Source organism: Brevundimonas subvibrioides ATCC 15264 (genome assembly GCF_000144605.1).
In the GTDB taxonomy this organism is placed as follows: domain Bacteria; phylum Pseudomonadota; class Alphaproteobacteria; order Caulobacterales; family Caulobacteraceae; genus Brevundimonas; species Brevundimonas subvibrioides.
On sequence record NC_014375.1, the window covers coordinates 2,420,562 to 2,444,432 of the forward strand.

The 23,871-nt window shown below is 68.3% G+C and carries 18 protein-coding genes; 12 read left to right on the forward strand and 6 right to left on the reverse strand.

Translation table 11 applies throughout. The features are described from left to right. Positions 1-109 precede the first annotated feature (109 nt). Positions 110-1,486, forward strand: a complete 1,377-nt coding sequence (locus tag BRESU_RS12005) for a spinster family MFS transporter (RefSeq protein WP_013269825.1) — start codon at positions 110-112, stop codon at positions 1,484-1,486. On the opposite strand, the gene BRESU_RS12010 is transcribed toward BRESU_RS12005, so the two are convergent. After that, positions 1,483-1,974, reverse strand: coding sequence for a MarR family winged helix-turn-helix transcriptional regulator (locus tag BRESU_RS12010; RefSeq protein ID WP_013269826.1), 492 nt, complete (start codon positions 1,972-1,974; stop codon positions 1,483-1,485). The two genes, BRESU_RS12005 and BRESU_RS12010, sit on opposite strands and share 4 nt — an antisense overlap. Before the next feature lie 183 nt (positions 1,975-2,157). Here BRESU_RS12010 and BRESU_RS12015 point away from each other — a divergent pair, with 183 nt between their 5' ends. The 5 genes from BRESU_RS12015 (at position 2,158) to BRESU_RS12035 (ending at position 11,646) form a co-directional block, all read left to right on the forward strand. Continuing rightward, positions 2,158-3,417, forward strand: coding sequence for a CaiB/BaiF CoA transferase family protein (locus BRESU_RS12015; RefSeq protein ID WP_050762501.1), 1,260 nt, complete (start codon positions 2,158-2,160; stop codon positions 3,415-3,417). Further along, positions 3,417-5,858: a 2-hydroxyacyl-CoA dehydratase family protein gene (locus BRESU_RS12020; protein ID WP_013269828.1), complete on the forward strand. Its 2,442-nt coding sequence runs from the start codon at positions 3,417-3,419 to the stop codon at positions 5,856-5,858. Before BRESU_RS12015 ends, BRESU_RS12020 begins: the two co-directional genes overlap by 1 nt. Positions 5,859-5,960: 102 nt before the next feature. Then, positions 5,961-8,681 carry a TonB-dependent receptor plug domain-containing protein gene (locus BRESU_RS12025; RefSeq protein ID WP_013269829.1) on the forward strand — a complete coding sequence of 907 codons (2,721 nt, stop codon included), beginning with the start codon at positions 5,961-5,963 and terminating at the stop codon, positions 8,679-8,681. Positions 8,682-8,761: 80 nt separating this feature from the next. After that, complete coding sequence (locus BRESU_RS12030; RefSeq protein ID WP_156796161.1) at positions 8,762-10,507, forward strand: CocE/NonD family hydrolase; 1,746 nt, start codon at positions 8,762-8,764, stop codon at positions 10,505-10,507. Between the two features lie 8 nt (positions 10,508-10,515). Then, positions 10,516-11,646, forward strand: coding sequence for a CapA family protein (locus tag BRESU_RS12035; protein WP_013269831.1), 1,131 nt, complete (start codon positions 10,516-10,518; stop codon positions 11,644-11,646). A gap of 12 nt (positions 11,647-11,658) precedes the next feature. Here BRESU_RS12035 and BRESU_RS12040 read toward each other — a convergent pair whose 3' ends face one another. The 5 genes from BRESU_RS12040 to BRESU_RS12060 all read right to left on the reverse strand — a co-directional run bounded on the left by BRESU_RS12040 (position 11,659) and on the right by BRESU_RS12060 (position 17,766). Beyond that, positions 11,659-12,603: an alpha/beta hydrolase gene (locus tag BRESU_RS12040; RefSeq protein WP_013269832.1), complete on the reverse strand. Its 945-nt coding sequence runs from the start codon at positions 12,601-12,603 to the stop codon at positions 11,659-11,661. A gap of 93 nt (positions 12,604-12,696) precedes the next feature. Then, positions 12,697-13,911 (reverse strand): multidrug effflux MFS transporter, encoded by a 1,215-nt coding sequence (locus BRESU_RS12045; RefSeq protein ID WP_013269833.1) that lies wholly within the window; start codon positions 13,909-13,911, stop codon positions 12,697-12,699. Next, positions 13,904-15,421 carry an AMP-binding protein gene (locus tag BRESU_RS12050; protein WP_013269834.1) on the reverse strand — a complete coding sequence of 506 codons (1,518 nt, stop codon included), beginning with the start codon at positions 15,419-15,421 and terminating at the stop codon, positions 13,904-13,906. The genes BRESU_RS12045 and BRESU_RS12050 overlap by 8 nt, the downstream gene beginning before the upstream one ends. A gap of 7 nt (positions 15,422-15,428) precedes the next feature. Next, complete coding sequence (locus BRESU_RS12055) at positions 15,429-16,259, reverse strand: p-hydroxycinnamoyl CoA hydratase/lyase (protein ID WP_013269835.1); 831 nt, start codon at positions 16,257-16,259, stop codon at positions 15,429-15,431. A 70-nt stretch (positions 16,260-16,329) separates the two neighbouring features. Continuing rightward, positions 16,330-17,766 (reverse strand): aldehyde dehydrogenase, encoded by a 1,437-nt coding sequence (locus BRESU_RS12060; RefSeq protein ID WP_013269836.1) that lies wholly within the window; start codon positions 17,764-17,766, stop codon positions 16,330-16,332. Positions 17,767-17,854: 88 nt separating this feature from the next. On the opposite strand from BRESU_RS12060, the gene BRESU_RS12065 reads away from it, so the two are divergent. The 6 genes from BRESU_RS12065 to BRESU_RS12090 all read left to right on the forward strand — a co-directional run bounded on the left by BRESU_RS12065 (position 17,855) and on the right by BRESU_RS12090 (position 23,866). Next, complete coding sequence (locus tag BRESU_RS12065) at positions 17,855-18,343, forward strand: MarR family winged helix-turn-helix transcriptional regulator (RefSeq protein WP_013269837.1); 489 nt, start codon at positions 17,855-17,857, stop codon at positions 18,341-18,343. Between the two features lie 85 nt (positions 18,344-18,428). Further along, positions 18,429-18,905: a MarR family winged helix-turn-helix transcriptional regulator gene (locus tag BRESU_RS12070; RefSeq protein WP_013269838.1), complete on the forward strand. Its 477-nt coding sequence runs from the start codon at positions 18,429-18,431 to the stop codon at positions 18,903-18,905. A gap of 211 nt (positions 18,906-19,116) precedes the next feature. After that, positions 19,117-20,751, forward strand: a complete 1,635-nt coding sequence (locus BRESU_RS12075; protein WP_013269839.1) for a TldD/PmbA family protein — start codon at positions 19,117-19,119, stop codon at positions 20,749-20,751. A gap of 21 nt (positions 20,752-20,772) precedes the next feature. Further along, positions 20,773-22,101 (forward strand): TldD/PmbA family protein, encoded by a 1,329-nt coding sequence (locus BRESU_RS12080; protein WP_013269840.1) that lies wholly within the window; start codon positions 20,773-20,775, stop codon positions 22,099-22,101. Positions 22,102-22,131: 30 nt separating this feature from the next. Continuing rightward, positions 22,132-22,839, forward strand: coding sequence for a DUF4159 domain-containing protein (locus BRESU_RS12085; protein WP_013269841.1), 708 nt, complete (start codon positions 22,132-22,134; stop codon positions 22,837-22,839). 28 nt (positions 22,840-22,867) lie between these two features. After that, positions 22,868-23,866 carry an AAA family ATPase gene (locus BRESU_RS12090; protein ID WP_013269842.1) on the forward strand — a complete coding sequence of 333 codons (999 nt, stop codon included), beginning with the start codon at positions 22,868-22,870 and terminating at the stop codon, positions 23,864-23,866. Positions 23,867-23,871: the final 5 nt, after the last annotated feature.

Here is a 23,871-nt window from a genome sequence, read left to right on the forward strand (position 1 = left end):
CGCCCGAGACGACCGATATAGGCATAGACACAAACGATTTTATCAATCAACCTTCCGCTGCAGCCGACGCAGAGCGGCGCATGGGCGCAGACGCCGGAGGATTCCAGACGTGACCGACATTCCCGCATCCGGTGCCCCCGCCAAGGGTTGGCGGCCGTACCAGATCTACGTCGTCGGGCTGCTGCTGGCCGTGACGGTCTGCAACTATCTGGACCGTATCGTGCTGGGCGTGCTGCAGGAACCGATCAAGATCGAGCTGGGCCTGACGGACGCGCAGCTGGGGCTGCTGACGGGGCCCGCGTTCGCCCTGTTCTATTCCCTGTCGGGCATTCCGGCGGCACGGTTCGCCGAGCGGTTCAACCGGGCCGGGCTGCTGGCGCTCGCCATCGCCATCTGGTCGGGCATGACCGCCCTGTGCGGCGTGGCCCAGAACTTCGGCCAGCTGCTGCTCTACCGGATCGGCGTCGGCGCCGGCGAAGGCGGCTGTATCCCGATCAGCCATTCGGTGCTGGCCGACTATTTCACGCCGCGGCAGCGCGGGCTGGTCATGTCGGTGGTCAGTTCCGCCCCGCCGCTGGCGACCATCCTGGCCCCCCTGATCGGCGGCTTCGTGGCCGAGGCCTGGGGCTGGCGCTCCGCCTTCCTGCTGCTCGGCCTGCCCGGCGTGGTGCTGAGCCTGCTGGTCTGGTTCACGCTGAAGGATCCGCGCAAGGCGGCCCCGGCCAATACCGAGCGTCGCCCGGCGACGTTCTGGGCCGACTTCAAATGGCTGCTCGGGACGCCCGCCTTCGTCTTCGTCTTCATCGGCGGCGCATTCGTCGGCATCGCCAACGCGGGCATCGCGGGCTTCACCGTGTCCTTCCTGCTCCGGACCCATGAGTTCTCCCTGTCCCAGGCCGGCGGGATCGTGGGCATGACCGGCATCGCCGGACTGGTGGGGGCCATGCTGGGTGGCCTCCTGGCCGACAAGTTCTCCGACAGCCGCGGCCGGTCCTATGTGCTGGTCCCGGCCCTCGGCAGCGCGCTGGCGGCCGTCGCCTATCTGGTTGCCTTCGGGGCACCGGACCCCCGCTGGGCCATGCCGTTCCTGCTGGCGGCGGCCGTGGCCTACAACATGAAGAACGGGCCGCTCTATGCCGCCATCCAGAACATCGTCCCGTCGACGATGCGGGCGACCGGAACGGCCGTCTTCATGGTCGCGGCGACCGTCGTCGGCAGCACGGTCGGGCCGCTCCTGACCGGCGTCATCAGCGATACGGTGGCCGGCCAGCGGTTCGCGGGGCCCGGTGCCTTCACGGCCATCTGCCCCGGAGGGCGCGCTCCCGAAGGCGCGCTGGAGTCCGTCAACGCGGCGTGCGCCCAGGCGTCCGCCTCGGGCCTCCAGGTGGCCCTGCTGGTCATGTCGGCGATCTTCGTGATCTCGTCGGTGTTCCTGGCGCTGGCCAGCCGCAGCATCCGCATCAACGACCCCACGGTCGCCGCCTAGGGCTCCGTGGGGAAGGCCCCGCGGTACACCTTGTCCAGCAGGGTCAGCAGGGTGTGGGCCTCGGCGTCGGTCAGGGCCGCCACGACGCCGCGCTCGTTGTCCACGGCCTCCCTGGCCATCCAGGCCAGGGCCGTTTCGCCGGCCGGTGTGATGAAGAGGTGATGGCGTCGGCGATCGGCGACGTCGCGGCGACGTTCCGCCCAGCCGCGCCGCTCCAGTTCGTCCAGCAGGGCCACGACCGTCGCCTTGTCCTGTCCCAGTTCGTCGGACAGCATCTTCTGCGACATCCCCGGATTGGCCGCCATCAGACCCAGGGCGGAAAAGCCGCCGGGCCTCAGCGCCTGATCGCCGAGACGCTCGCTGAAGGACCGGGTCAGATGATTGTGGATCCGCCGCATCCGGAAGCCCAGCAGCGGGGTCAGGATGCCGAGGAAGCGCGCGGCCGAGGTCGGCGTGTGATCCATCTCTGCAAGCATCGGGTCGGACATGAGGCACGGATCCTTGCAGCCACGGTTGACCAAAGGGGGTCTACCAGATTCTCGCCCGCAACATCGGGCGACATATAAACCGTATGTTCTAGAAACTAATATTGACACACGGCAAGCCGCGCGGCTCAATCACGGCAGATCGACCGGGCCGCCGCTGGGGGCACGAGAAGCGATCACCGAGGAATGTCCGTGACCCAATCTTCCGTCTCCGCGCCCCGTCCGCTCGAGGGGCTTCGCGTGATCGACCTGACGCGGGCCCTGGCCGGGCCCTATGCGACGCTTCTGCTGGCGGGCCTCGGGGCCGAGATCATCAAGATCGAGGATCCCAAGGGCGGTGACCTCGCCCGGGAGAACAGCCCCTATGTGGGGCGCGACGGGGTCACGGTCATGCGGGCCCACCCGGACGATCTGTCGGTCTCCCACCTGACCCGGGCACGCGGAAAGAAGGGCGTCAGCCTCAATCTGAAGGCACCGGAGGCGCGGGAGGTCTTCGCCGATCTCGTTCGCAGCGCCGACGTCGTCATCGAGAATTTCACCAGCGGGACGGCGGACCGGCTGGGCGTCGGCTATGCGGCGGCCCAGGCGGCCAACCCCGGCATCATCTACTGCGCGCTCAGCGGCTTCGGGGCCGGCGGCTCCGACGGCTCCAAGGCGATGGACGTGCTGATCCAGGCCCTGAGCGGGGCGATGTACACCAGCGGCGAAGAGGGGACGCCGCCCGTCCGCATCGGCATCCCCATGGCCGACATGCTGGCCCCCGTCTTCGGCGTCATCGGCATTCTGGCGGCGCTCCAGCACCGCGAGAAGACCGGCCTAGGCCAGTTCGTCGACGTGTCGATGCTCGGGGCCCTGACCTCGTTCGTGGCCATCGAGAACTGGCGCGCCATGGAGATGGCGGGCATGTCCGGGCGGACCGGGCTGACCGTCCACCGCCTGTCGCCCTTCGGCGTCTTCCGTTGTGCCGACGGCTATGTCGCCATCGTGGCCGTGCATGAAGGCCTGGCCCGGTCGCTGTTCCGGATCATGGGCGAGCCCGGGTTCGCGGACGATCCCCGCTACAACAGCCGCGATGGCCGGGTCGCCAACGCCGTCGGACTGGAAGCCCAGATCGAGGCCTGGACCAGCAGTCTGCCGACCGCCGAGGTCGTCCGCCTTCTCGAGGCCGAAGGTGTGCCGGTCGCTCCGGTGCGTCACCCATCCGAGGGCATGCTGGATCCCCGCGTCGTCGCGCGCGGCGAGACCATGGCCGTCAAACACCCTCGCTACGACACCGACGAGTCGCTGCGCACGGTCGGCATCCCGATCCAGTTCTCCGGCTGCCGCACGGGCTTCGACGACGTGCTGCCGGTCGAGATCGGCCAGCACAACGCCAGCGTCTACGGCGAGACCCTGGGCTATTCCGCCGAGCGGCTCGAGCAACTGCGAGCCGCGGGCACGATCTGATGCAGATCTCCGACATCATCGCCGAGGCCATGGCCGCCTGTGCTGCCCCGTCGTCGGATGCCGTCGCCTGCCTCGGGTCGGATGCGCCGCGTGAACTGATCGTCGCGGCCGGGCTCGTTCCCTGGGCCATCATCCCCGACAGCGATGCCGGCACCGGGGCGCATCCCGGTCTGAGCCGCCGGTCCCAGGGCATTCTGGCCACGATCGAGGCGGACGGCTTTACCCCGCGCGGCCTCGTCCTGACCCATGCCGCGGCCGAGGACGCCCAGCTGTTCGCCGTGCTGCGTGAACTTCACCGCACGGGCCGCGGCCCGTCGGTGCCGTTCGCCTTCGTGGATCTGCTGCACGGCGGGGACGACGCCGTCCGGCGCTATAATCTGGCCCGCCTCGCGACCTTCCAGACCTGGCTCGAGCAAAGCGTCGGACACCCCGTCAGCGCGGAAGCGCTGGACACGGCGCGCCGGCGGGAGAATGCCCTCAAGGCCCGGCTGGCCGCCCTGTTTTCGGCGGCCCGCAGTGGGTCGACGCCGCGACTTTCAGGGGCCGACGCCCTCGATCTGGTCCGCGTCATCAGCCGCGTGCCCGGCGCGGCGGCCGACCGCATCCTCGACAGCGTCGAGATGGACCTGGCCGCGTCGCCGGTCCTGGCCGGACAGCGCATCATGCTGACCGGCTCGCCGCACGAGACCTCGTCCCTCTATAGCCAGATCGAGTCGCTCGGCGCGATCATCGTGGCCGAGGATCATGGCTGGGGCGATCCCTGGCTGGCCGCGACCCTCGACGAGACCGTGTCCGTGGCCGAGGCGATCGCCACCCGCAGCCAGTCGCCCGACTGGCCCAGCCCCATGCAGTCCGCCGACAGGCGAGCCGCGGCCCTGGCCGCGCGCGCGCAGGCCCTGTCCGTCGATGCCGTCATTCATGGCGGCCTGGCGGACGAAGAGGCCGCTCCGTGGGACATCAAACCCACCCGGCAGGCCCTCGAGCCGACGGGAATAGCCTTCCTGGCGGTTGCCGCCCTCGATCCGACCGCCGTCCTCGCAGCCGAGGCCGCCGAGCGCATCGCCCACTTCCTGGCCAGCGGCGAAGTCCGTGCACCGACCCCCAAGGTCGCGGCACCCCGCCCCTCCCTGCCCTCGAAACCTGTCGAGCGCGAGGCCAGACGCAGCCGCAAATCCCTCGACTGCACCGCCGATTTCGGCGCCTGGCAGCGCGACTGGTTCGCGGGCGTGCGCGAGCAGGCGGCCGATGGCCCCTTCGCCGTGGTCAATGCCGACGCGCCCCAGGAAATCCTGCGTGCGCTCGATATCCCCTATGTCGTGAACCAGTGGTGGGCCTCCATCGTGGCGGCCAAGCAGAAGGCCGGTCCTTACGGGCGGCTGCTGAAGGCTGCGGACTATCCGTCCCACGTCGAGACCTACAGCGCCCAGGGGCTGGCGGCTGCGCTGGACGACCAACTCGAGGACGCCCCGTGGGGCGGGTTGCCGACCCCGTCGACCCTGTCGCTGATCGCCGGATCCGACCCGGGTCCCAAGATCTTCGAGGCTTGGGCGCGCGAGACGGGGGCCGACCTGTTCGTTTTCGACCGCTCGATCGAGAGCCGCATCGACCTGCCGATCGATTGGTGGGACGACATGCCGGAGCGCTGGGAACAGACGCTGGAGCCCGAACGGCTGGAGCTGATGGCGGCCCAGATCGAGCAGCAGATCGCGCGGCTGGAGGCCCTGACCGGCCGGACACTGGATCGCGCCCGCCTGGTCGAGGTCATGAACCTGGTGAACGAACAGGAGGACTTCTATCGCCGCACGCGCGACCTGATCGCCCGCACCTATCCCGTGCCCGTCGGCGTGGTCGACACCATGCCCGCGACCATGGTTCCGCAGTGGCACCGTGGCACGGCCTGGGCCCGCGACGCCGCCAGACGCTTCTACGAAGAAGTCGCCCGACGCGCAGCCGCCGGCGAGGCGGCCTGCCCCGGCGAACGCCTGCGGCTGATGTGGGTCGGGCGAGGTCTGTGGAGCGACACCGGCTTCTATCAGCGCTGGGAGGAGAGCCACGGCGCGGTGTTCGTCTGGTCGATGTATCTTGGGCTGGCGGCCGACGGTTATCTGCGGTCGTTCGAAGGCGAACACGATGTGATCCGCGCCCTCGCCGCCCGGTTCGTGACCATGGGCGACGAGCTGCGGATGCCGACCTGGTCGGGGGCCTGGCACGTGAAGGAAGCCCGGACCCACGGCTGCCACGGGGCCGTCGCCATCGACGACGCCGATCCGCTGGTGCTCGAAGCTCTGGAGCGGGCCGGCGTGCCGGTTCTCAGGATCGCGCTCAACAACATGGGTGCCGGAAACGACGCCGTCGATGCCGAGATCGCGGCCTTCCTCGACACGCTGGAGGCCCGCAAATCGCCGGTGCACGAGGCTGAAATGACCACGCGGCGACTTTGAGACTGTTTGGAAATCATACTATTTGCGTTTAAGCGAAAACGCGCCATAGTCGGCGTCAATGGGTCACGGGCATCAAGTCCGGATCATCAAGGGGAGGATGCCATGTTCGTGTCACGTCACAGGTCCGTCTATGCCGGCGCGTCAGCGCTGGCCTTGTTTGCTGCGCTCGCGGTGCCGTCGATGGCCGCCGCCCAGAGCACTCCGACCCCCGCGCCCGCCGCGGCGCAGGAAGACGAAGGCTCCGCCGTCGACGACATCGTCGTCACCGGCACCAGCATCCGCGGGGTCGCGGCGGCCGGATCGCCGACGATCGGCGTCGACCGCGACGACATCGTCGCCAGCGGCTCCAGCAACGTCAGCGACGCCACGCGCCTCCTGCCCCAGGTCCTGAACCTGGGTGCCGACGAAAGCCGCAACAGCTTCAGCGGCGGGGCGCAGGACGCCGCCGCCAACTCCACCGCCGTGCGCAGCGCCAATCTGCGCGGCATCGGGCCGGAAGCCACCCTGCTGCTGCTGAACGGTCGCCGCCTCGCGCCCAACGGCGTGATCAAGGCGCTGGGCGATCTGGACCAGATCCCTTCGGCCGCCCTGCAGCGCATCGAGGTCGTCACCGACGGCGCCTCGGCTATCTACGGCTCGGACGCCGTGGCCGGGGTGGTCAACCTGATCACCCGCCGCAATTGGGACGGAGCAGAGACCACCGCGCGCTACGGCTTCGCCGATGCCCTGTCGCAGTTCCAGTTCAGCCAGACCTATGGCCGCACCTGGGATGGCGGCGGCCTGTTCCTCGCCTATGAGCACAACGAACGCAGCAACCTGTCGGGTGCCGATCGCGACTTCGCCAGCCAGAACCGCACCGCGCGGGGCGGCTCCGACGCCCGCCCCTTCACCGCCGCACCGGGCAACATCGTCTTCGGCGGCGTTCGCTACGGCCTGCCGAACACGAACGGCGTCGGTGTCACGTCGGCCCAGCTGTCGACGACACCCAACAGGTACGACGAGGCGGCCGCTGCCGACCTTCTGCCCGAACAGAACCGCGATACGGTCCTGTTCAACATCAACCAGCAGGTCACCGATCGGCTCGAGCTTTGGTACGAGGGCTTCTACACCAAGCGCGACTACGACTTGGCAGCCCCGCCGGCCCTGTTCAGCCTGACGGTTCGCAACACCAACCCCTATTTCGTCGGACCGGTCGGCGCGACCTCGGAGACCGTCGAATACCGCCTGCTGGACGACAACGATCCCAACTCGACCGGGTTCGAAAACGCGCAGCAGAACGCGATCGGCCTGAACGTCGATCTGGGTCATGACTGGCGCCTGGCCGCCTATGCCGCCCACAGCATGAGCCGCGGCTTCCAGGACCGGAAGAACGTCATCAACAACGCGGCCCTGACGGCGGCGCTGGCCTCGACCAACCCGGCCACGGCGTTCAACCCGTTCGGCAACGGCACCTTCAACCGCACCAACAACGCGGCCCTGCTGGACATCATCGACGCCAACCGGGCCACGTTCGGCACCAACATCACCCAGGATCTGTCGGCCAAGGTCGACGGCCCGCTGTTCGACCTGCCGGGCGGCACCGTCCGCATGGCCCTGGGCGCCGAGTTCCACGACAACGCCTTCCGCCAGACGTTGCTGGCCACCAACGTGCTGGCCACGGGCGCGACGACGACCAAGAGCGTCTTCAACCAGCGCACGATCGGCTCGGTGTTCGGCGAAATCTTCGTGCCGATCGTCAGCGAAGCCAACGCCATGCCGCTGTTGCAGCGCCTGGAGCTGTCGGTCGCCGGCCGGTTCGAGGACTATTCGGACTTCGGCACGACCACCAACCCCAAATACGGCATCATCTATTCGCCGGGCTATGACCTGAACTTCCGCGCCACCTACGGCACCTCGTTCCGGGCCCCGTCGCTGGTCGACAGCGCGGCGCAGATCCTGAACATCTTCGTCCAGAACATCACCGATCCGACGTCCGGGACGGGCACAACGCGCGGGATCTTCTTCAACGGCGGCAACAACAACCTGGGCCCGGAAACGGCCAAGACCTTCTCCGGCGGCTTCGACTGGACGCCCGAGTTCCTCGACGGCTTCAACCTGTCGATCAACTACTACAAGATCGAGTACGAGAACCGCATCGACGTGGCACCGGGCAATGCCTTGGCCCAGGGTACGGTCTATTCGGCCCTGATCCGCCGCCGCCCCGCCCCCACGGACGTTGCCGGCAACGCCGCCTTCGACGCCCTCGTCGCGTCCTATTTCGCCAGTCCCGACCTGCAGAACCCGGTCGAGCCGGTCGCCAACATCAACGTCGTCCTCGACGGCCGTCGCCAGAACCTCGGCACGCTGAACCAGGACGGCTATGACATCTCGGCCGGCTATGCGTTCGACACCGATTTCGGCGACTGGCGGGTCGGCGTCGACGTCGCCAAGATCCTGACGGTCGAGCGTCAGGGCGCAGCCGGCCTGCCGGTCGTGGACGTGCTGGACACCATCGGCAATCCGGTCGATCTGCGCGTGCGCGGCTCGCTGAGCTGGAACATGGGCGGCTGGTCGGCGAACGCCTTCGCCAACTACACCGACAGCTATCTGAACACCGCCATCACGCCCAACGTCATGGTCGACAGCCTGACCACCTATGACCTGACCGCGTCCTACCGGTTCGAGGGCGAAGGCCTGGCCAACGGCGTCCGCATCTCGGTCAATGCCCTGAACGTGTTCGACGAGGATCCGCCCGTCGCCCTGAACGGCACGGTCTCCTGGGACAGCCAGGCGGCCTCGGCCATCGGGCGGTTCATCTCCTTCGAAATCTCAAAGAGCTGGTGAGCTCACACCGATCCTTCCTGGAGTAACTTGACGGCGAGCCGGGCGTGTCCTGGCTCGCCGCTTTCTTTGAGAGCCTGTTCATGACCCGCGTCATCGCTGCCCTGTTCGTCCTCTTCGCCCTGATCGTCTCGCCGATGTCCGCGCAGGCCCAGTCCGGGTTCAACGCGGGACCTGCGACGCCGGAGTATTCGGAACAGGTCGCGACTTCCTTTCACCTGCCCATGCGCGATGGGCTCAGGATCGCGGTGTCCCTGCATCGCCCCTCCGTGAACGGCGTCCCGGTCGAGGGTCCCCTCCCCGTCATCTGGCACCACGCCCTCGACATCGAGGCGGCCGGAACCCGCGCGACCGGCACGGGCACCGACGCCCGACGCCCCCTCTCGGACCTGACCCGCTACGGCTATGTGGTGGCCGTCGTCGCGCGCCGGGGCAACGGTGCGTCCTTCGGCACCCGCCGCGGCTATGAGGACTTCACCGAGGGCTTCGACGCCTATGAGATCACCGAATGGCTGGCGGCCCAGCCCTGGTCGACCGGCAACGTCGGCATGTACGGCTGTTCGAACACCGGCGAGGCGGCGATGCACGCGGTCGTCGCCCGCCCCCCGCACCTGAAGGCGGTCTTCGCCGGCTGCTTCGCCTGGGACCGCTACGACGGTCACACGCGCGGCGGCATCATCTCGCAGTACGGCACGGGCCCGACCCGCACGGTCGAGGACGACCTGCGCGCCATGCCCGTGCAGGGCGACGAGGACCGGACCCTGCTGCGTCAGGCGGCCGAGGAACACGTCGCGTCCACCAACCTTCTGGCCCTGATGCAGTCCATGCCCTACCGCGACAGCTGGTCGCCGCTGGTGATGGCTCGCTTCTGGGGCGAGGTCAGCATCGGGGCCTATCTGAGCCAGGTCCGCGACGGCGGCGTGCCCATCTACATCCAGGGCGGCTGGTACGACGATTTCCGCACCGAGGGGCTGATCGCCCTCGCCAATCTGCCCGGTCAGGCGCGGATGATCATCGGGCCGTGGCGGCACTGCCTGAATCCGGGTTTCGACCTGCAGGCCGAACAGGTCCGGTTCTTCGACCACTATCTGAAGGGTGTGGACACGGGCATCCAGAGCGACGACCCGATCCACTACTTCACGATCAACGCGCCCGAGGGCCAGGAATGGCGCAGCGCGAGCGTCTGGCCCCTCGCCGACGCCGACAACCGGCGCCTGTTCCTCGCGGGGGATGCACTGGGCAGCGAACAGCCCCGCGCCGCCGGGGCCCGTGCGGTCACCGTCGACTACGCTCCGGTCTGCCCGCCCGATCCGGTCGAGCCGAATTTCGGCCCCTTCGCCCAGCCGTGTCGTTCATCGGCGGCCAGCGTGACCGTCGCCGCCCGCACCTTCGCCATCGACACCGAGGTGACCGGCAATCCGATCGCCGACCTGTGGATCTCGTCCACCGCGCCCGAACAGCCGGTCTTCGCCTATCTGGAGGACGTCGCGCCGGACGGGACCGTCACCGTCATCAGCGAAGGTCGCCAGCGCGCCTCGCTGCGCCGCGTCGTGGAGGCCCCCTGGAACACCATGGGCACGCCTTGGCGCCGGTCGTGGGCCGAGGATCACCAGCCGCTGGTGGCGGGCACGCCGGTCAAGGTCTCGTTCGATCTTCTGGCCGTGTCCTACGTCTTCAAGGCGGGCCACACCCTGCGGGTCAGCATCACCGGATCAGACGCGCGCGAGCGGGCCCGCGTCGAGGTCGCGCCCGCCCCGACCCTGAGCGTCCACTTCGGCGGCGACACGCCCTCCAGCGTCGTCATTCCGTTCCGCCCCGCGGCGGGCTAGTCCGGATCATGGCCGACGTCTTCAAGCTGTACATGACCGGCGACCTCGTTCTGGACGAGCCGCAGGCCGATACCTTCTTCGATCCGGCGCGCGCGATGCTGGCCGAGGCCGACCTGCTGATCGGGCACGTCGAGGTGCCGCACACGACACGCGGTGTGGAATCGATCGGCGACATCCCGGCCCCGGCCAGCGACCCCGAGAACCTGCGGGCCATGGGCCGGGCCGGTTTCCACATGGCCAGCCTGGCCGGAAACCACATCCACGACCGGGGCGCCGAGGGCATCACCGACACGATCGCCAACCTGACCGGACAGGGCATCGTCTCGGCCGGAGCCGGCCTGACCCTGGCCGATGCGCGCCGTCCGGCCCTGGCATCGCGCGCGGGCAAGCGCGTCGGTCTGCTGAGCTACAACTGCGTCGGGCCGCGCGAAGGCTGGGCGGGCCCGAAGAACGCCGGCTGCGCCTATCTGAAGATCATCAGCCACTACGAACCTGAGGGGGCCAATCCCGGCGGCCCGCCCAAGGTCTACACCTTCGCCGACCCGGACACGGTCGAGGCGATGCAGCGCGACATCGCCGCCCTGCGCGATCAGGTCGATGTCCTGGTCGTCGCCCTGCACAAGGGCGTCGTCCACACGCCGGCCCACATCGCCATGTACGAGACCGCCGTGTCGCGCGCCGCGATCGACGCGGGGGCCGACATCGTCATCGGCCATCACGCCCACATCACCCGCGGCGTCGAGATCTGGCGCGGCAAGCCGATCTTCCACGGTCTGGGAAACTTCATCACCGTCACGCGCGCCCTGTCGGTCGAGGGCAATGCCAGCCCCGAACGCCGGGCCTGGGCCGAGCGGCGCAAGGTCCTGTTCGGGTTCGAGCCCCTGCCCGACTATCCCCTCTATCCGTTCCATCCGGAGTCGCGGAACGGCATGGTCGCGGCGTGCCACATCGCGGCCGACGGCACGATCAGCGCAGGCTTCCGGCCGTTATGGATGCTGCCCGGCGGCCAGCCCCAGCCCCTGGGTCACGATGACAAGGGTCGCGAGGTCGCCGACTACATCATCGGCATCACCCGGAAAGCCGGCTTCAAGACCGGGTTCGCCTGGGACGGCAACCGCGTCGTCTTCGACGCGGCCTGACCCTATCCGAGGTCAGTCGATGTTCTTGCGCTCGACCGTCCACCGGTCGTCGGTGCACAGCCGGCAGTCCGCGCCGACGAAGGTTCGGCTCGCTGCCGTGCCGCCCAGCAGCTGCCAGTTCAGCCAGTCCTTCATGACCCCGGCATAGTCGCCGCCGCGCGGCTCCCGATAAGTGCCGCCATGACCCGTGCCGATGTCGGCATGGAAGACCGGCACGCCTTCGATGGCCTGGAAATCGAGGATCGCGTTGGGCTGGGCCTGATCCGTCGGGCCACCGGAGACATAGAGGATCGGCGTGTGGATCCGCTTCAGATCGTCGACACCAGCCGGGCGATAGCTGCGGCCGGTGCGGGTGTCGTCGGCGGGCGGGGTGCGGATGATGCCGCTGTTGCCGATGATGGCCGTCGTCACACGGGGATCGTCCGCCGCGGCGATGGCCTGAAGCCCGCCGCAGGAATGACCGATGACGGCGATCTTGTCGGCCGCGATCCGGCCCTCGAACCGACCCCCGGTGACGTCGTTCTGGGCGACGGCCCAATCGATGGTCTCCAGCAGCTGGGCGGTCCGGTTCTGCGCGAACCGGTCGAGGCCACCCGGTGTGCCCGGCGTCATCGGCGCGTCCGCGCCTTCGATGATCGGACCGCCGGTCACGACCAGATAGCCGTAGGACGCCAGCTCCCCCAGAAACTGCGGTGTCATGTTGCCGACGTTCAGACAGGCCCCGGCCCCATGGGCCACCAGGGGCAGCGGATGGCCGACGGCCGCCATGTCCGCAGGGCGATAAATGGTGTGATCCGCCAGCGAAGGATCCATCTCCATGACGACGGGATACGGCCCGCCCAGACCCTCGACGGCGACCGGGGGCGCGCTCAGCGGCGGATTGGCGATCTGGGCCTGCGCGGCCCCCATGCCCGACAGGCTGAGCAGGGCGACGGTCAACAGCAGTTCGGCCTTCATGGGACATCCTCCGGAAGTCGCCCGTCCTGCTTCGATGGCGGCGAGCGTTCGACTTTATACTGTATGCATTGCTGATGATCGGCAAGCGTCCGATCAGGCCAAGGCGCGCGACTTCCCGGCGAACAGCAGGCAGCCCACAGCGCAGGCGCTGGTGACGCACAGCATGGCGGCGATCTCGAAGGCGGTGCCGTCCAGCACCCTGACCGCGATGGTGGCCAGCAGCGCGCCCATGCCGAACTGGGCGAACCCCATGACCGCCGCGACAGCCCCCGCACGCCAGCCCGCCGCCCCCATCGCCTCGGCCGCGGCGTTGGGACTGGACAGGCCGTTCATCGAGAAGGCGAGGCACAGAGGGATCAGGAAGGCCGGGATCAGGGCGGGCCATCGCGACACAGTGGCCAGCATCAGCAGACAGGCCGCCAGATTCAGCCGGGTCGACCAGACCAGAAGCCGGTGGCTGCTGAACCGGTTCAGCAGGACGCGGTTGACCTGCGACCCGATCAGGACGGCCAGGGACCCGGCCCCGTACAGCCAGCCGAAGGCGGTCGTCGGCACGCCGTATCCGTCGATCAGCAGATGGGCCGACATGGTCATGTAGATGAAGGTGCCGGCCGCGCCGAAGCCTCCGCACGCCACGAAGGCCGCGACCTGGCGATCGCCGAGGATGGCCAGATAGCTGCGAAACGGATGCTCCGAGCGCGCGCGACGTCGCGACTCGGCCGAGCTGCTTTCGCGCAGCCGAAGCCACACCACGACCCCCAGCACGACGCCGAAGGCCAGCAGGACCCAGAAGACCGCGCGCCAGCCGAATCCGGCGATGATCCAGCCTCCCGCCAGCGGCGACAGGATCGGGGCCACGCCCAGGATCAGCATCAGGGTGGAATAGACGCCGGCCGACTCCTGCGGCGTGAACCGGTCGCGGACGATGGCGCGCGAGATCACCACGCCCGCGCAGCCGCCCAGTCCCTGCACGAACCGGAAGGCGACCAGGGTCGACAGGTTCGACGCGACGATGCAGGCGAGCGTTGCGACCAGATACAGGGCGATGCCGAACAGCAGCGGCGCGCGGCGCCCCCAGCGGTCGGACACCGGGCCGTAGATCAACTGACCGGCGCAAAGACCCAGCGAGAAGGCTGCGACCGTGTCCTGGACGCCCGTGGTCGAGCCGTGAAACTCCTGCGCCATCGCCGGCAGGCCCGGCAGGTACATGGCGATGGACAGGGATCCGAACGCCGCCAGCGCGCCCAGGGTCAGCAGCAGCTCCAGACGGCCGGTTTCAGGGCGGAACGCCGTCCCGGGTTCAGCCAACCGAAGACGCCGCGTCGTCCCTGGCCTCCAGCATCGCCAGACACAGGATGCGCAGGTCGCCCTTCCTGACCTTGCCCGATCCGGTACGCGGCAGGGCCTCCACCACCACGACATGGCGGGGCAGCTTGTAGCCGGCCAGCCGCCCCGACAGATGCGTCCGCACGCGCTCGGCCAGGGTGTCGTCGGCGTCTGCATGAGACATGGCGCACACGCCGACCTCGCCCCACCGCGCGTCGGGCACGCCGACGATGGCGGTCTCGATCAGGCCGGGAAAGTCGGCCAGCGCCGCCTCGATCTCGGCCGGATAGACGTTCTCGCCGCCGGAAATGTACATGTCCTTGCGGCGATCGACGATGGTCAGATAGCCGTCTGCATCGCAGACCGCGACGTCGCCCGTCCGGAACCAGCCCTCGGCCGTGAAAGCCCTGGCCATCTCGTCGGGCCGCCGCCAGTAGCCGCTGAACAGATTGGGCCCGCGCAGCAGCAACTCGCCCGGCTCACCGGGCCGCACATCGTTTTCGCTCGCATCCACCAGACGCAGCTCGATCCCCGGCGCCGGGATGCCCGCGGCCCCGGCCTTGGCCGCGATGATCGCCGGATCGAGCGCCATGCCCAGGACCGTGCCGGCCTCGCTCATGCCGAACCCGTCGACGACGGGCACGCCCGCGTCCAGCCAGGCCATGATCGACGCCGCCGGATGCGGCGCGCCACCCGTGAACAGCGCGGTCAGATGACCCAGACTCGCTCCGTCGAACCCGGGCTGGGCGCGGATCCGGTCTGCCATCTGCGGCACGCAGAAATAGTGGGTCACCGCCAGGTCCAGATCGGACAGGCGAGCGAGCGTCCGGGCGGGCTCGAACCCGTCCGAGACCAGCATCGCCCCGCCCTGCATCACGATCGGCCGCACGCTGGTGATCAGGCCGATGATGTGGAACATCGGGGTGTCGATCAGGATGCGGCTATGGGCATCGACATGGCCCAGCAGGCTGAAGTTGATCGCGGTCTGGCGCTGCGCCCGTTCGCTCAGCATCACGCCCTTGGGGGTGCCGGACGTGCCCGAGGTGAACAGGATCAGAGACACCCGCTCCGGATCGGCAGCCTCGGCGAACATCGCGCCATGCCCGTCGATCTGCTGCGCCAGGTCGTCGAGCGACAGGTCGATCGGCGTGAGGTCCGCCATCCCCGCGTCGCCGACGATCAGCCGCGGCTCCGCATCCGCGATCAGCGCCGCGATCTCCGGCCCGCTGAGCCGCCAGTTCAGCGGCACATAGATGAGACCCGCCCGGGCGCAGGCCAGATGCAGGACGATCAGCTCGACCCGGTTCTTCGCCAGCGAGGCGACGCGATCTCCAGGAGCGCAGCCATGGCGATGCCTCAGCAGGTCGGCGCAGCGCCCGACCGCGCGGTCCAGCTCGGCATAGGTCCAGCGTCGGCCCGAGGCCAGGTCGACCGCCGCCAGCGCGTCCGGCTGGCGGCGGGCCTGAAAGGCCGTGTCGTCGATCGGCCCCATGGCCCGATCAGGCCGATTGCTTCTTCAGCTCATAGGCCCCGAGACCGGGCTTGTAGCTCTTGTCGTCGATGAACTGCTTGATGCCTTCCTTGCGACCCTCGTTGTCGAAGGAGTTCGACGCTTCCTGCGCGCGGATCAGATAGTCCTCGGCGTTGTCGTAGGTCATCTCCTTGACCCGACGCACGGCGTCCTTGGTGGCCTTCAGGGCCACCGGGTTCTTCTTCAGCAGGACTTCGGCGAGCTCACGCACGCGGGCCTCCAGCCCGGCCAGGGGCACGCTTTCGTTGACCAGACGCCATTCCGAGGCCTTCTTGCCGTCGATCAGCTCACCCGTCATCGCATGGTACATGGCGTCACGCAGCGGCATCAGGTCGACGACGACCTTGGTGGCCCCTCCCCCCGGCAGGATGCCCCAGTTGATCTCGGACAGGGCGAACTGGGCCTCGTCCGCGGCGATGGCCAGATCGCAGGAATACAGGGGTCCGTATCCGCCGCCGAAGCACCAGCCGTTGACCATGGCGATCGTCGGCTTGTTGTACCAGCGCAGGCGCCGCCACCAGCCATAGGCCTCGCGCTGGGCCTGACGGGTCGCGCCGATGCCCTTGGCCTCGGTCTCGCGGAAATACTCCTTCAGATCCATGCCCGCCGACCAGGCCGTGCCCTCGCCCTTCAGCACCAGCACGCCGAAGTCGGTGCGGTACTCCAGCTCGTCCAGGATCTCGCCCATGCGGCGGTTCAGGTTGGGCGACATGCAGTTGCGCTTGTCAGGCCGGTTGAAGCTGACCCAGGCGATCCCGTCTTCGATCTTGTAGGTGGCAACGTTCGGATCGTCGGTCATGGTCTTGTCCCCGTGGCGTCCTGGCGACGCGCGTGTCGTGATTGTGAAGTCGGCGAGAGTGAGCGGTCGATCAGATCGGGTAGTGGCCCGGCTGGGTCTCGATCGTGATCCAGCGCAGTTCGGTGAAAGCGTCGATGCCGGCCTTGCCGCCGAACCGCCCGTAGCCCGAACCCTTGACCCCGCCGAAGGGCATCTGGGCCTCGTCGTGCACGGTCGGGCCGTTGACGTGACAGATGCCGGACTTGATCTGTTTGGCGACCTTCAGCCCCCGCGCGATGTCGCGGGTGAAGACCGAAGCCGACAGGCCGTATTCCGTATCATTGGCCAGTTCGACGGCGTGGGCCTCGTCGCGGGCGCGGGTTACGGCAACCACGGGACCGAAGCTTTCTTCGCTGAACAGCCGCATCGACGGCGTCACCCGGTCGACGACCGTCGCCGGCATCAGGACCCCGGTCGAGGGACCCCCGGTCACGCTGACCGCGCCGGCGGCCAGGGCGTCGGCCACCAGGCCCTCGACATGCTGGACGGTCTTCAGATCGACGACGGCCCCGAGGGGCGTCTTGCCCTCGCGGGGGTCGCCCACCGCCATGGTCGCGACCTTGGCCCCGAACTTCTCGATGAAGGCATCGGCCACGGCATCGACGACGATGATCCGCTCGGTCGACATGCAGATCTGGCCCTGGTTCATGAAGGCCCCGAAGGCGGCCGCCTTGACCGCCTCTTCGAGGTCCGCGTCGTCCAGGATCACGAACGGCGCCTTGCCGCCCAGTTCCAGCAGGACAGGCTTCAGATGCTCGGCGGCCCGCTTCGCTACGATCCGGCCCACGGCAGTCGAGCCCGTGAAGTTGATGCGGCGCACGGCCGGATGATCGATCAGCGCGCCGACCACCTCGCCGGCGTCGGCCGGGGCATTCGTGACCACATTGACGACGCCGTCGGGGAAACCCGCATCGGCGAAGGCTTCGACGATCAGGGAATGGGTGCGCGGGCAGGTCTCCGAGGCCTTCAGGACCACGGTGTTCCCGCACGCCAGCGGCACGGCGATCGCCCGCACGCCCAGGATGATCGGCGCATTCCAGGGCGCGATGCCCAGGACGACACCGGCGGGTTCACGCAGCGCCATGGCGATACAGCCGGGCTTGTCGGACGGGATGACCTCGCCGCCGATCTGGGTGGTCAGGGCGGCCGCCTCGCGGACCATCCCGGCGGCCAGCATCAGGTTGAACCGGGCCCAGCCTTCCGTGGCACCGATCTCGTTCTGCATCGCCGCGACGAAGGCATCGGCCTTGGATTCCAGCGCGACCGCCGCCTTGTTCAACATCGCGCGCCGCGCGTTGGGACCGAGGTTGCTCCATCCCGCCAGGGCGGCCTGTGCGGAATCGACGGCGGTGCGCGCGTCCGCGACGGAGACCGCGGGGGCTTCGCTGGCGACCGCGCCGGTCATCGGGTTCAGTCGCTGGAAGGTCGCGCCGGACGGCGACGCAAGGGTCTGATCGGACAGAGACATGGGGCCACCCTAATGGTTTGTGTTCTTATAGTTATGATTCATAGCAATATCGATTGTGCGGCTCAAGCGGTCTGTTCATGATGCCGACGTGAAAAGTGTGCCCGCCCCTGCCAGTGCGCTCAACGATCCGTTTTCGGATCTGCTGACCTTTCACCTGCGACGCGCCTCGCTGATCGTCGCGGCTGATCTGGGAGAGCGGCTTGTCGACCTGTCGCTTACGGTCACCAGCCTGTCCGTCCTTCTGATGGTCGAGGCGAACGCCGGCGTCACCCAGACCGAACTGGGTCGGGCGCTCGGGATCAAGCGCGCCAACCTCGCGCCCCTGACCGCCACCCTCGCCGCGCGCGACCTCATCCAGCGGGACCCGACGGACGGCCGCTCGCACGGGCTGCGTCTGACCGACACCGGGCTTCGACTGGCCGATCTGGCGCGGCGGCGCGTGCGCGAAACCGAGGCCCTGCTGTCGAACCGCATGGCGGCCGGCGAGCCCGAGGCCCTGGCCGCGCTGCTGGTGTCGCTGCGGACGTCGATGCGCGATGAACCGCACGCCGCCCTCGAAACCTCGCCTCTGCGATAGTATGCGGTTAACACAGTCGCCAGCGCCCCGGAGTCTGGGGCTGCGCGCCTGTTTTGTCGGTTACTGAAGTCGGATCTGCCCAGAGATGAAAAGCGAAACCCTGATCACGCTGCCGGAAGACATCGGGGCGGCCGGTGCCATCCTGGACTTCGACCACCTGGACCAGTTCCTCGGGTTTCACATCCGCCAGGCCCAGGGGACCATGCATCGGCGCATCATCGATACCCTCGCCGCCGTCGATCTGACCCAGAAACAGGCCGCCTCCCTCTGGCTGGTGGGTGCCAATCCCGGGGCGTCGCAGATCGGCATCGGCGGGGCCCTGCGCATGGACCGGGCCACGACCATGGCGATCATCGACCGGCTCGAAGGCCGCGACCTGGTGGTCCGGAAACGCTCCATGGTCGATCGTCGTCGCCACGAGCTGTATCTGACGCCCGAGGGCCAGAAGCTGCTGGTGCAGGTGAAGAAGCTCGTGACGGCCCACGAGACCCGGTTCTCGGAACGCTTCACGCCCGACGAACTGGACACGCTGATCACCCTTCTGGCGCGGATCTACGGGTGACGGGCCGACGCCGGATGCGACGGCCCTGAGACCTGCCCGGCGGCGCGACCGCGACCTGAACCTGTCCTGAGTTTAATGATTCAGCGGTTTGACGCGCCGTGATCCCGCGTCGAAGATGATGCTTCCGTGACCGCTGCGTGGACCTTCGTCCGCCTCTGGTCACCTGCCTTGGTCGTCGTCCGCGGGGGCGAATTGTCGGTGGAGAGAAGCCTTGGATAGACGTTCGTTCCTGGCCGCGTGCGGCATCGGTGCGGGAGGGCTGTTGCTCCCCGGGTTCGCGGGCCGGGCCATCGCCGAGTCCCAGTTGGTCGAGACGATCGACGTCGCGGTCAAGAAGCGCCTGGCCGATGCGGGCCTCAGCGCCGCCTCCGCCGCCGGGGCCAGCTACTGCGACGTGCGCGTCGGCCGGTACCTGCGCCAGTTCGTGATCACGCGCGAAGCCAACGTCCAGAACATCGTCAACACGGAATCGACCGGCACGGGCGTACGGGTCATCGCCGATGGAGCCTGGGGCTTCGCCGCCACCAACGACATGACGCCCGAGGCCGTCGCGGACGCCGCGCGTCTGGCGACCGCCATCGCCAAGGCCAATGCCAGGAACCAGACCCAGCCGGTCCAGCTGGCTCCCACGCCGGGCGTCGGCGAGGTCAGCTGGAAGACCCCGATCCGCCGCAACGCCATGGAAGTGCCGATCGAGGAGAAGGTCGAACTGCTGCTGGGCGTGAACGCCGCGGCGATGGCGGCCGGTGCCAACTTCGTCAACTCGCAGCTGTTCCTGGTCAACGAGCAGAAGTACTTCGCCAGCTCGGACGGGTCGTACATCGATCAGGACGTGCACCGCATCTGGGCCCCCCTGGGCGTGACGGTGATCGACCAGACGACCGGCAAGTTCCGCTCCCGCCAGGGTCTGTCGGCCCCGATGGGCCTGGGCTACGAATATCTGGACGGCCGCGCCGAGGACAAGCTGGAGTCCGCGCCGGGCGTCATCAGCTACGGCATGTCCTACGACATGCGCGAGGACGCCGTCGCCGCCGCCCGTCAGGCGAAGGAAAAGCTGACCGCCAAGTCGGTCGAGCCAGGCCAGTACGATCTGGTGCTGGACCCCGACCACCTGGGCCTGACCATCCACGAATCGGTCGGCCACCCGCTCGAGCTCGACCGTGTGCTGGGCTACGAGGCCAACTACGCCGGCACCAGCTTCGCGACCCTGGACAAGCGCGAGGCGCGTTTCCAGTACGGCTCCGAGATCGTCAACCTGTTCGCCGACAAGACCCAGCCCGGCAGCCTGGGCGCGGTCGAGTACGACGACGAGGGCGTGAAGACCAAGCAGTGGGATCTGGTCAAGGACGGCAAGCTGGTCGACTACCAGGCGACGCGCGATCAGGCCCATATCCTGGGCAAGACCGCCTCGGACGGCTGCTCCTATGCCGACAGCTGGTCGACCGTGCAGTTCCAGCGGATGGCCAACATCTCGCTGAAGCCCGGCACCCAGCCCATGACCCGCAAGGACATGTTCGCCAACGTCGAGAACGGCATCTACATCCTGGGCCGCGGCTCCTTCTCGATCGACCAGCAGCGCTACAATGCCCAGTTCGGCGGCACGCTCTTCTACGAGATCAAGAACGGCGAGATCACCCAGCCGCTGGAAGACGTCGCCTACCAGATGCGCACGCCCGAGTTCTGGAACGCCTGCACGGCGATCTGCGACGAGAGCGACTATCGCATGTTCGGGTCGTTCTTCGACGGCAAGGGCCAGCCCAGCCAGGTCTCGGCCGTCAGCCACGGCTCGTCGACCACCCGCTTCGACAAGATCAACGTCATCAACACCGCCCGTTCGCTCGGCTGATCGGTTCCAGGGGAAAATCACATGAGCATCATGACGGAAGCCGAGGCCAAGACGATCCTCGACAAGGTGATCGCGCTGTCCACCGCCGACGAATGCACCGCCCAGATCGACGGGACGATCGACGGCAACATCCGCTTCGCCCTGAACAACGTGTCGACCAGCGGGGTGATCACCAACACTGACCTCTCGGTCCAGGTCGCGTTCGGCAAGCGCGTCGGCAGCGCCTCGATCAACGAGTTCTCCGACGCCGCCCTGGCGCGCGTCGTGAAACGCGCCGAGGACTTGGCCAAGCTGGCCCCCGAAAACCCCGAGTTCATGCCGGCCGTCGGGCCCCAGACCTATCGCGCCACCAACACCTTCAGCGCCGCGACGGCGGCCATCACCCCCGAGAACCGGGCCGAGATCGCGCGCGCGTCGATCGAACCCTGCAAGGGCGAGAACCTGATCGCGGCCGGCTTCCTGAACGACAACCAGAGCTTCACCGCCTGGGCCAACTCCAAGGGGGCTTTCGGCTACCAGCGCTCCACCGGCATGGACTACACCTGCACGGTGCGAACCGAGGACGGGCGCGGGTCCGGATGGGTCGCGCGCAACCTGCAGGACGCCAGCCGGTTCAACGTCGACGCCGACATCCAGATCGCCATGCGCAAGGCCAGCGCCTCGGCCGACGCCCAGGCGCTGGAACCCGGCAAGTACACGGTCATCCTGGAACCGGCGGCGGCGGCCGGCCTGATCTCCTTCATGTTCAACTTCTTCGACGCCCGCTCGGCGGACGAGGGCCGCAGCTTCCTGTCCAAGGCCGGGGGTGGCAACAAGATCGGCGAGCAGGTCTTCGATCCGCGGGTCAACGTCTATTCGGACCCCAACCATCCCGAAATCCCGTCCCTGCCCTGGGATGGCGATGGCCTGCCCCGCCAGCGCGTCAACATCGTCGAGAACGGCGTCGTCCGGAACCTGCGCTATTCGCGCTTCTGGGCGGACAAGCAGGGCAAGCCGCAGATGGCCCAGCCCGGCAACATCATCATGGAGGGCGGCACCAAGTCGACGTCCGACCTGGTGCGCGAGACCGAACGCGGCATCCTGGTGACTCGCACCTGGTACATCCGCATGGTGGACCCGCAGACCGTCCTGCTGACCGGCCTGACCCGCGACGGCACCTTCTACATCGAGAACGGGGAGCTGAAGTATCCGCTGAAGAACTTCCGCTTCAACGAGTCGCCCGTGATCATGCTGAACAACATCGACGAGCTGGGCCGCCCGGTTCGGGTCGGCGATGACGGCCCGACGATGATGATCCCGCCGATGCGTCTGCGCGACTTCACCTTCACCTCACTCTCCGACGCCGTCTGATTTCGGATAAGGCGCGTGTCGGGTTCGAGTATGACACGCGCCGACTGCCTGAGACTGCTGGCCGGAGGCGCCCTCGGCGGCCTGTTCGCGGCATCGCCGGGGTCAGCCCGGGCCCAGGCGACCTACGATTTCTGGTTCACCCGCCTGCGCTATGATTCCGGCGACTGGGACGTGGATCAGCGGATGCCCGCCAATCTGCTGACCTCGCTGGTCGACTACACCAACCTGCGGGTCGATCCGGAGGAGCGGGTCGTCGATCTGGCCGACCCGGCCATGCTGACCGCCCCCTTCTGCTACCTGGCGGGGCACAAGCTGGTGGAGTTCAACGCCGCCGAGGCCCGGAACTTCGAGCGCTATGTCCGCAACGGCGGCTTCGTCTTCGTCGACGACTGCAACCACGACATCGACGGCCTGTTCGCCACCTCGTTCGAGCGCCAGATGCGATCGATCTTCGGCGGCGACGCCCTGAAGAAGCTGCCGAACGACCACGGCATCTATCGCAGCTTCTTCCGGTTCGAGGACGGCCCGCCCGCCACCAGTTTCGAGCTGAACGGCTGGGGCGACGACCTGGTGCACGACTATCTGAAGGGCATCGAGATCGGCGGCCGCCTGGGTCTGCTCTACTCCAACAAGGACTACGGCTGCGAGTGGGATTACGACTGGCGCAACAAGCGCTTCCTCGCTGAAGACAATACGAAATTCGCCGTCAACATCGTCATCTACGCGCTGACGGCCTGATCCGCCTCTCCTCCTCCCCGGAGCCTTCATGACCACCCCGACCCAATCCGAGATCGACGCCCGTCTGGGCGAGCTCAGCAAGCTGAAAGCCGCCATCGGCCAGGCCATCGTGGGCCAGACCGAGGTCGTCGAGCAGCTGCTGATCGGCCTTCTCGCCGGGGGGCATTGCCTGATCGAGGGCGTGCCGGGACTGGGCAAGACCCTGCTGGTCCGCACCCTGGGCCAGGCGCTCGCGCTCGAGTTTCGCCGGGTCCAGTTCACCCCCGACCTGATGCCGTCCGACATCCTCGGCACCGAGGTTCTGGAAGAGGATCACGGCACCGGCCACCGGTCGTTCCGGTTCCAGCCGGGCCCGGTCTTCACCAACCTGTTCCTCGCCGACGAACTGAACCGCACGCCGCCCAAGACCCAGGCCGCCCTGCTGGAAGCCATGCAGGAACACACGGTCAGCTATGCCGGCGTCACCCACAGACTGAACGAACCGTTCTTCGTCCTGGCGACCCAGAACCCGCTGGAACAGGCCGGGACCTATCCCCTGCCCGAGGCGCAGCTTGACCGCTTCCTGCTGAACATCCGGGTCGGCTATCCGACCGCCGACGAGGAGCGCGCCATCCTTGTCCAGACGACCGGCGGCGCCGGCGGCGCGGTGCCCCAGGTCATGACCGGGGCCGACGTCGTCGCCCTGCAGGGCTGGGTGCGGCAGGTCTATGTGGGCGACGCCCTGCTGACCTGGATCACGTCGCTGGTGCGCGCCACCCGCCCCTCTCCCGACGCGCCAAAGGCCATCCAGGACTACGTCCGCTGGGGAGCCGGTCCGCGCGCCGGTCAGGCCCTCGTATTGGCCGCCAAGGCGCGGGCCCTGCTGAACGGGCGTCTGGCGGCGACGCGCGAGGATGTGGTCGCCTTGGCCGCGCCGGTGCTGCGCCACCGCATCCTGCTGTCCTTCGCCGCCGAGGCGGAGCGCAAGACCGCCGACGACGTCGTCGCCGCCCTGCTGGCCGCCCTGCCCCCGCCGCGGCCGGACTGACGCCG

What these genes read in the sequence shown, in the direction of transcription:
- BRESU_RS12010 (WP_013269826.1), bottom strand. Translation starts at nt 1,974, where the DNA reads ATGTCCGACCCGATGCTTGCAGAGATGGATCACACGCCGACCTCGGCC.
- BRESU_RS12015 (WP_050762501.1), top strand. Translation starts at nt 2,158, where the DNA reads ATGTCCGTGACCCAATCTTCCGTCTCCGCGCCCCGTCCGCTCGAGGGG.
- BRESU_RS12020 (WP_013269828.1), top strand. Translation starts at nt 3,417, where the DNA reads ATGCAGATCTCCGACATCATCGCCGAGGCCATGGCCGCCTGTGCTGCC.
- BRESU_RS12025 (WP_013269829.1), top strand. Translation starts at nt 5,961, where the DNA reads ATGTTCGTGTCACGTCACAGGTCCGTCTATGCCGGCGCGTCAGCGCTG.
- BRESU_RS12030 (WP_156796161.1), top strand. Translation starts at nt 8,762, where the DNA reads ATGACCCGCGTCATCGCTGCCCTGTTCGTCCTCTTCGCCCTGATCGTC.
- BRESU_RS12035 (WP_013269831.1), top strand. Translation starts at nt 10,516, where the DNA reads ATGGCCGACGTCTTCAAGCTGTACATGACCGGCGACCTCGTTCTGGAC.
- BRESU_RS12040 (WP_013269832.1), bottom strand. Translation starts at nt 12,603, where the DNA reads ATGAAGGCCGAACTGCTGTTGACCGTCGCCCTGCTCAGCCTGTCGGGC.
- BRESU_RS12050 (WP_013269834.1), bottom strand. Translation starts at nt 15,421, where the DNA reads ATGGGGCCGATCGACGACACGGCCTTTCAGGCCCGCCGCCAGCCGGAC.
- BRESU_RS12055 (WP_013269835.1), bottom strand. Translation starts at nt 16,259, where the DNA reads ATGACCGACGATCCGAACGTTGCCACCTACAAGATCGAAGACGGGATC.
- BRESU_RS12060 (WP_013269836.1), bottom strand. Translation starts at nt 17,766, where the DNA reads ATGTCTCTGTCCGATCAGACCCTTGCGTCGCCGTCCGGCGCGACCTTC.
- BRESU_RS12070 (WP_013269838.1), top strand. Translation starts at nt 18,429, where the DNA reads ATGAAAAGCGAAACCCTGATCACGCTGCCGGAAGACATCGGGGCGGCC.
- BRESU_RS12080 (WP_013269840.1), top strand. Translation starts at nt 20,773, where the DNA reads ATGAGCATCATGACGGAAGCCGAGGCCAAGACGATCCTCGACAAGGTG.
- BRESU_RS12085 (WP_013269841.1), top strand. Translation starts at nt 22,132, where the DNA reads ATGACACGCGCCGACTGCCTGAGACTGCTGGCCGGAGGCGCCCTCGGC.
- BRESU_RS12090 (WP_013269842.1), top strand. Translation starts at nt 22,868, where the DNA reads ATGACCACCCCGACCCAATCCGAGATCGACGCCCGTCTGGGCGAGCTC.